This is a genomic window from Nioella sp., assembly GCF_964229645.1.
Lineage (GTDB): Bacteria > Pseudomonadota > Alphaproteobacteria > Rhodobacterales > Rhodobacteraceae > Nioella.
Window position 1 is genome coordinate 1 of the sequence record NZ_CAXREX010000299.1, and the last position, 7,256, is coordinate 7,256.

Genomic DNA, 7,256 nt, shown 5'->3' on the forward strand with positions numbered 1-7,256 from the left:
CCTCGTCTTCAAGTTTGACGTGCAGGTTTTTGATTTCCAGCATATTTTTATTCCTTCACAGGTCAGATCAGCCCAGCACCACGGCGGTGCCAGAGGCCGAGACCATCAGCATGTTGTTGATTACTTCGTAGTCCAGATCGACGCCCACAACGGCGGTGGCACCCACGGCGGCCGCGCGTTCTTCCAACTCTTTCAGAGCGGTTTCGCGGGCCTCGGCCAGACTGGCCTCATAGGCACCTGAGCGGCCACCGATGATATCGGTGATCCCCGCAAAGATATCGCGGAACACGTTTGCACCCAGAATTGCTTCACCGGTGACAATGCCACGGTACTCGGCGATCTGGTAGCCTTCGACGCTGGGGGTCGTGGTAACGATCATTGGACTTCCCTTTGTGTCATGCGGGGGCAAAATGCCCCCGACGGGTTAACCGACAGAACCTTCGAGCGAGATCGCCACCAGCTGCTGCGCTTCCATGGCGAATTCCATCGGCAGCGCCTGCAACACTTCCTTGCAGAAGCCATTGACCACGAGGGCCACGGCCTCTTCCTCGTCCATGCCGCGCTGGCGGCAGTAGAACAGCTGATCGTCATCGACCTTGGAGGTGGTGGCCTCGTGTTCGACACGGGCCGAGTTGTTCTTGACCTCGATGTAGGGCACCGTATGCGCCCCGCACTGATCGCCGATCAGCAGGCTGTCACACTGGGTGTAGTTGCGCCCGTTCTTGGCCTTGGGATGCATCGAGACAAGCCCGCGATAGGTGTTCTGCGCCTTGCCCGCGCTGATCCCTTTGGACACGATGCGCGACTTGGTATCGCGGCCCAGGTGGATCATTTTGGTGCCGGTATCGGCCTGCTGCATGTTGTTGGCGATGGCGATGGAATAGAACTCGCCCTGGCTTTCATTGCCGCGCAGGATGCACGAGGGATATTTCCACGTGATCGCAGAGCCGGTTTCCACCTGCGTCCACATCACCTTGGACCGGTCGCCCCGGCAATCGGCGCGCTTGGTGACGAAATTGTAGATCCCGCCCACACCGTTTTCATCGCCCGGATACCAGTTCTGGACGGTGGAATATTTCACTTCGGCATCTTCCTCGACGATGATTTCCACCACCGCGGCATGCAGCTGGTGGGTATCGCGCTGCGGTGCGGTGCAGCCTTCGAGGTAGGACACGTAGCTGCCCTTGTCGGCAATGATCAGAGTGCGCTCGAACTGGCCGGTATTCTCCGCGTTGATGCGGAAATAGGTGCTCAGCTCCATCGGGCAGCGCACCCCCGGCGGCACGTAGACAAAGGAGCCGTCCGAGAAGACCGCGCTGTTGAGCGTGGCAAAGAAGTTGTCGGTGATCGGCACGACGGAGCCGAGGTATTTCTTGACCAGCTCGGGATGCTTCTGGATGGCCTCCGAGATCGAGCAGAAGATGACGCCCGCCGCTTCCAGCTCCTTCTGGAAGGTGGTGCCCACGGAGACAGAATCGAAGACGGCGTCGACGGCCACCTTGCGGCCCTCGGCAGGCGCGTCCTCGGCGCCTTCCACCCCGGCCAGGATCATCTGCTCTTTCAGCGGAATACCCAGCTTTTCATAGGTCGCCAGCAGCTTGGGATCGACCTCGTCGAGCGACTTGGGCTTCTCGGTCATGCTCTTGGGCTTGGCGTAGTAATACTGGTCCTGGTAGTCGATCTGGGGATAGTTCAGCATCGCCCAGTCAGGCTCCGACATCAGCTTCCAGCGCTTGAAGGCCTGCAAGCGCCAGTCGGTCATCCATTCCGGCTCGCCGTTCTTGTCCGAGATGAGCCGCACGATGTTTTCATTCACGCCCTTGGGCGCGTATTCCATCTCGATCTCGGTTTCCCATCCGTACTTGTACTTGCCGCCCATGGCCTGGACGGTTTCCACGGTTTCCCGGTCGACGCCTTCGCGGATGTCGGTTTCGGCAATGGCCATGTTCATTCCCCTGTCTCGGGGGCCGGACGGCCCCCCGCGTGTCCTGGCGCCCGTGTCCCGGGCGCGCCTGATCCTCAGTTGACGCGCGACAGGTGTCTTGCCCTCGCCGCCCGCCAGGCCTCGCTGAAGCGCAAGACCTCGTCCTTCGTGGTGCCGGGGCCGATCGAGACCCGGATGGCGCTGGACGCCGCCCGGGGATCGAACCCCATGGCGCGCAGAACCGCGCTCGATTTCACCTTGCCGCTGGAACAGGCGGAGCCCGCTGAAATGGCGAAACCCGCAAGGTCCATCTGCATCACCTGCGTCTCGCCTTTCCAGCCCGGCGTGACCAGGCAAGAGGTGTTGGGCAGGCGCGTCGCGTCTTTCCCGACCAAAATAGTTACATTTCCGTCGAGGTCCAGAGACAATTCTAGAATATTTCTAAGTTGGGTGACCTCTTCCCAGACCCCGTTTGCAAGATCTTGTGCTGCCGCCTTGGCCGCAGCCCCAAATCCTGCAATACCGATCAGGTTCTCTGTGCCAGAGCGGCGACCCATTTCCTGCCCGCCGCCCCGGATCCGCGCCTCGACGTCCAGCCCGCGGCGCAGGACCAGTGCCCCGATTCCCTTCGGGCCACCCAGCTTGTGGGCCGAGATCAGCCCCATATCGACACCCGACCAGTCGAAGGCCAGTGGCAGCTTGCCGAAGCCTTGGGTGAAATCGCTCACAGCCAGCCCCCGGGGCAGGTCCTGCACGATCCCGGTTTCGGAATTGGCGATCTGCAGGGTCGATTGTGCCGGATCGCCCAGGCTCACCCGGCCTTCTCCATCCACCGGCAGGTCCTCGACAACCCAGGCCCTGACCGCGTCATGCTCCACGCCGGCGCCGTGCAGGCCCCGCCCCGCCAGCGCCAGCGCGGCGGCCTCGGTTGCGCCCGATGTAAAGACGATATCGCTGGCCTGCGCACCGAAGGCTTCGGCGACCTGCGCGCGCGCTGTCTCGATCAGACCTTTGGCCAGCCGCCCTTCCGCGTGAACCGAGGACGGGTTGCCCACCAGGTCCATCGCCGAGATCATCGCCGCGCGCGCCTCGGGGCGCAGGGGGGCCGTGGCGTTCCAGTCGAGATAGCTGCGCGCGGTCATGACGTTCTTCCTTCCGGTTGCGGCCCTTCTGCCCCGCCCGGCCCGAAAGGTCCAGTTAACAGGCGCCGACCAGACCGCCGTTAACCTTAACGCGCGCCCGGCCCTTCTTCTTGGTCAAAATACTCCCGCCGGAGGCATCCCGATCACGAGGCCGGGCCGAGCGGACGACAGGGGGCTCTAGTCTTCGTCCACCACCTGGAAAAGGCTCGGCACCGCCGGGCACGGGGTCAGGTCGTTCTGCACCACGTCCGACAGGCGGGTCTGGTGCAGGAACACGTAGACATGGTCGCTCAGCCCCTCCCACAGCCGGTTGGTCATGCTCTGCGCGCGGCTGCCCGACATCCCGCCCGAGGCCCCGGCCCCGGTATGGAGCGCGCTCACGGTCTCATCGACGGCCCCCAGCACGTCCGACACCCGGATCTCCGAGGCGGGCCGCGCCAGCCTGTAGCCGCCGCCCGGACCACGCACCGAATCCACCAGCCCCGCCCGGCGCAGCTTGACGAAGAGCTGTTCGAGATAAGGCAGCGAGATGTCCTGCCGCTTCGAGATTTCCGCAAGCGAAGTCAGTCCCTGGGTCCCCTGCAGGGCCAGATCGGCCAGCGCCACCATCGCGTAGCGCCCCTTGGTGCTCAGTTTCATCGGAATTTCCCCTTCCGCATGGCCAACAGACCCCTCTGAACATTGACCTTTCGCCCGAGGACGCTTAACTGCGATCCACCCGCCCGTTCAAGCAGAACCGGCGGTGACCGAGATTAGGCCGCGCCGCGAGCACGCGTCAATGACGCCACCAGGCCCGCGCGCGCCCCGCAGAGCACGATATGAAGGAGCCGCGATGCCCGAGGTGATTTTCCCTGGACCGGAGGGCCGTCTGGAAGGCCGCTACCATCCGCAGAAGGCCAAGGACGCCCCGATCGCCATCATCCTGCACCCGCATCCGCAGTTCGGCGGCACGATGAACAACCGCGTGGTCTACAACCTGCATTACGCGTTCCACAAGATCGGCTTCACGGTCCTGCGCTTCAACTTCCGTGGCGTGGGCCGCAGCCAAGGCGAATACGACCAGGGCATCGGCGAGCTGTCTGATGCCGCCTCGGCGCTCGACTACCTGCAATCGATGAACCAGAACGCAAAGCATTGCTGGGTCGCGGGCTTCAGCTTCGGCGCCTGGATCGGCATGCAGCTTCTGATGCGCCGCCCCGAGATCACCGGCTTCATCTCTGTCAGTCCGCCCGCCAACATGTATGATTTCAGCTTCCTCGCGCCATGCCCCTCTTCGGGCCTGGTCATCAACGGCTCGGCCGACCGCGTGGCCAAGCCGCAGGACACCCGCATCCTCGTTGACAAGCTGCACGAGCAGAAGGGCATCACCATCACCCACGAGGAGATGGAGGGCGCCGGGCACTTCTTCGAAGATCCCTACATGGATCCGATGATCGACTCGGTGCAGACCTATGTGAAGCGCCGCCTGACGGAGACAACGCGCTGATGTCTGGCGGCGGCGATTTCATTACCGATCTTGCCGACCAGCTCGCCCAGGACGCGCTGCAAGCCGAGCAGGAGCTCAACGACGACCGGCTGATCGAACAGCTGTCGAATACTCTGCGCTCCACCTCGCAGACCCTTCAGGAAGCCTTCATGACCTCGGTGCGCATTCGCCGCGCCGAGCAGATGGGGCGCAAATGGCTGGAAAACCGCATCGCCAAGGCGAAGGCCGAAACGGGTGAGTGATCGGCTGGACCGGCAGATGGCCTTCCTGGTCGAAGCGGACCGGCTGAAGCGGATCGAGCGGGCGAACTGGATCACCGGGCGCCTGCGCAACGAGAACAGCGCCGAGCATAGCTGGCACCTGGCGCTCTTCGCGCTCACGCTGGCCGATCATGCGCCCGAGGGCGTGCGGATCGACCGGGTGATCCGGATGCTGATCCTGCATGACCTGGTGGAAATCGACGCGGGCGATGCGCCCATCTACGGAACCCATGACACGGAGGCGCTGGCGCGGCAGGAACAGGAGGCCGCCGACCGGATCTTCGGCCTGCTGCCCGATGATCTTGCAGGGGAGTTCCGCGCGCTCTGGGATGAATTCGAGGCCGCCGAAAGCCCGGATGCCGTCTTTGCCAAGTCGCTCGACCGTTTTCAGCCCCCGGTTCTGAACCTTCATTCCGAGGGCGGCAGCTGGCCCGACTACGACGTCACCGAGGACCAGGTCCGCGCCCGCGTCGGCACCAAGGTCGATCGGGGCGCGCCCGGGCTCTGGTCCTGGCTCAGCCCGAAACTGTCGGCCTGGTTCCAGGGTGGCTGACCTGCGCGGATGACAGTCTCGATCCGGGTCTGTACAGTCGCACCAGTCTGTTCTGTATCCGTAACGAGGCCCCATGTCCCAGACCCTTACGATCATCATCCTTCTTGTTGCATCGATCGCGGGGTCCGGGCTGATCGTCTATGCCCTGATGATCGGGACGAAACGGCAGGGCGCCCTGCGCGACGCGGTCGCCGCCCGTGGCTGGCGCTACGACCGTGACGAAGGCACCGCCGGGCGCGCCCGCGTAACCACGATCTCTGATCCGAACGCGGGCTGGCAGATGGAAATCAAGGTCAATGCCGCCACCACGGGCAGCGGCCGCACCGTGCGCAGCACCACCTGGCGCGCAGCCAATGCGGGCATTTCGCAAGGCTTGGCCATCATCGGCCCGTCCATGAGCGCCGAAAAAGCCGAACGGGCGGAAACCATGCTGGGAAAGCTGGGCGGCGGCATGGGCGGCTTCGTGATGGGCAGGCTCTTTGGCGATCTCGGCCCCGAAGCCGCGCGGCTCGAGGCCGTGGACCTGCCCGGCGCGCATGGCCTTCTGATGGCAACGCCCGAGGCGCAGGCGGCGCTGGTGCCGGTTGCAACCCATCCTGCGCTGGCCAATTCTGCCGGCCTGCTGCCCGGGGGCGCCCTGCCCGTCATCCGGCGCTCGGACCGGGGGCTGGAGATCTCTCTGCGCGCGGCGCTCTCCCGCCCCGAAGAGGTTCTGGCACTTGCAGACCTGGGCGAAACCTTGCGTCAGGCCCTGCCCGAGTCCTGACGGTATACGATTGCATACATTTTTGGCATCTGCTAAGCAGCGCGCGACACTTCCCCCTGTTTCCCGAGGTTTCCGATGACCAAGATCAAGGTAGCAAATCCCATCGTCGAGATGGATGGCGACGAGATGACCCGCATCATGTGGGCCTTCATCAAGGACAAGCTCATTCTGCCCTATCTCGATATCGACCTGCTCTATTACGACCTCGGAATCGAAGAGCGGGATCGCACCGACGACCAGATCACGGTGGATGCCGCCGAGAAGACCCTCGAAGTGGGTGTCGCGGTGAAATGCGCCACGATCACGCCCGACGAGGCGCGGGTCGAGGAATTCGGCCTGAAGCGCATGTATCGCAGCCCCAACGGCACGATCCGCAACATCCTGGGCGGCGTCGTCTTCCGCAAGCCGATCATCTGCCGCAACGTTCCCCGCCTCGTGCCGGGCTGGACCCAACCGATCGTGGTGGGCCGCCATGCGTTCGGCGACCAGTATCGCGCCACCGATTTCCGCTTCCCCGGCAAGGGCAAGATCACGCTGAAATTCGAGGGCGAGGATGGCGAGGTGATCGAGCGCGAGGTGTTCGACGCGCCATCGGCGGGTGTCACCATGGCGATGTACAATCTCGACGACTCGATCCGCGATTTCGCCCGCGCCTCGTTCAATTACGGGCTCGGCCTGAAATGGCCGGTCTATCTCTCCACCAAGAACACCATCCTCAAGGCCTATGACGGCCGCTTCAAAGACTTGTTCCAGGAGGTGTTCGAGGAGGAATTCGAAGCCCAGTTCAAGGAGGCAGGCATCGAATACCAGCACCGCCTGATCGACGACATGGTCGCCTGCGCGCTGAAATGGAATGGTGGCTTTGTCTGGGCCTGCAAGAACTATGACGGCGACGTGCAGTCCGATACGGTCGCGCAGGGCTTCGGCTCGCTTGGCATGATGACTTCGCAACTCCTGACGCCCGATGGCAAGATCATGGAGGCGGAGGCCGCCCACGGCACCGTCACCCGCCATTACCGCCAGCACCAGGCCGGGCAGCAGACCTCGACCAACTCCATCGCTTCGATCTTCGCCTGGACCGGGGCGCTCAGGCACCGGGCCAAGCTCGATGACAACACCCCGCTC

The 7,256-nt window shown here is 63.8% G+C and carries 9 protein-coding genes; 5 read left to right on the top strand and 4 right to left on the bottom strand.

From position 1 onward, the window contains the following. Positions 1–67: 67 nt before the first annotated feature. The 4 genes from ACEQXV_RS18890 to ACEQXV_RS18905 all read right to left on the bottom strand — a co-directional run bounded on the left by ACEQXV_RS18890 (position 68) and on the right by ACEQXV_RS18905 (position 3,705). Positions 68–379: a heavy metal-binding domain-containing protein gene (locus ACEQXV_RS18890; RefSeq protein ID WP_370270463.1), complete on the bottom strand. Its 312-nt coding sequence runs from the start codon at positions 377–379 to the stop codon at positions 68–70. A gap of 45 nt (positions 380–424) precedes the next feature. Next, positions 425–1,945 (bottom strand): Fe-S cluster assembly protein SufB, encoded by a 1,521-nt coding sequence (gene sufB / locus ACEQXV_RS18895; protein WP_370252681.1) that lies wholly within the window; start codon positions 1,943–1,945, stop codon positions 425–427. A 74-nt stretch (positions 1,946–2,019) separates the two neighbouring features. Then, positions 2,020–3,066, bottom strand: a complete 1,047-nt coding sequence (locus tag ACEQXV_RS18900) for a cysteine desulfurase family protein (RefSeq protein WP_370270465.1) — start codon at positions 3,064–3,066, stop codon at positions 2,020–2,022. 177 nt (positions 3,067–3,243) lie between these two features. Then, positions 3,244–3,705 (bottom strand): Rrf2 family transcriptional regulator, encoded by a 462-nt coding sequence (locus ACEQXV_RS18905; protein WP_370270466.1) that lies wholly within the window; start codon positions 3,703–3,705, stop codon positions 3,244–3,246. Positions 3,706–3,898: 193 nt separating this feature from the next. Between ACEQXV_RS18905 and ACEQXV_RS18910 the strand changes: the two genes are divergently transcribed. From ACEQXV_RS18910 to ACEQXV_RS18930, 5 genes are all read left to right on the top strand, one after another. Beyond that, entirely contained in the window at positions 3,899–4,552 is a 654-nt protein-coding gene (locus ACEQXV_RS18910; protein ID WP_370252677.1) for an alpha/beta hydrolase, read from the top strand. Then, complete coding sequence (locus ACEQXV_RS18915) at positions 4,552–4,794, top strand: hypothetical protein (RefSeq protein WP_370252676.1); 243 nt, start codon at positions 4,552–4,554, stop codon at positions 4,792–4,794. Before ACEQXV_RS18910 ends, ACEQXV_RS18915 begins: the two co-directional genes overlap by 1 nt. Next, positions 4,787–5,365, top strand: a complete 579-nt coding sequence (locus tag ACEQXV_RS18920; protein ID WP_370252675.1) for an HD family hydrolase — start codon at positions 4,787–4,789, stop codon at positions 5,363–5,365. Before ACEQXV_RS18915 ends, ACEQXV_RS18920 begins: the two co-directional genes overlap by 8 nt. 73 nt (positions 5,366–5,438) lie before the next feature. Then, on the top strand, positions 5,439–6,131 hold the full coding sequence (locus ACEQXV_RS18925; RefSeq protein ID WP_370270467.1) for a hypothetical protein: 693 nt from the start codon (positions 5,439–5,441) through the stop codon (positions 6,129–6,131). A gap of 75 nt (positions 6,132–6,206) precedes the next feature. Further along, on the top strand, positions 6,207–7,256 hold a 1,050-nt coding region (locus ACEQXV_RS18930; protein ID WP_370270469.1), incomplete at its 3' end, for an NADP-dependent isocitrate dehydrogenase.